1 protein-coding gene is annotated in these 291 nt (G+C 48.1%); it reads left to right on the top strand.

Features of this window, described 5'->3' with window-relative positions; genetic code table 11:
- A partial coding sequence (locus B3180_RS08570; protein WP_286844025.1) for a YcaO-like family protein occupies positions 1-291 on the top strand: 291 nt, incomplete at both ends.

Genomic DNA, 291 nt, shown 5'->3' with positions numbered 1-291 from the left:
CAACGAAAAATGGTTTAAACCCGGCGCGAACGACGAGCTTCCCACCGAAATTCTGGACGAATACTGTCGTGAATTTTATGACCCGGAAGGCGAGCTGCGAGGTTCACACTTAATTGATACTAACTCGGGTCGGGCTGACCGCGGTATTGTGTCCTTGCCGTTTGTGCGTCATTCCGACGGCAAGACGGTCTATTTTCCGTCGAACTTAATTGAAAACCTGTATTTAAGTAACGGTATGAGTGCGGGTAACACTCTGCCCGAAGCACAGGTTCAGTGCTTATCAGAAATTTT

The sequence above is a fragment of the Idiomarina sp. UBA4206 genome (genome assembly GCF_002383015.1).
In the GTDB taxonomy this organism is placed as follows: Bacteria; Pseudomonadota; Gammaproteobacteria; order Enterobacterales; family Alteromonadaceae; genus Idiomarina; species Idiomarina abyssalis.
The sequence above is the reverse complement of the archived record's forward strand: the minus strand, read 5'-3'. Positions and strand labels throughout refer to the sequence as shown.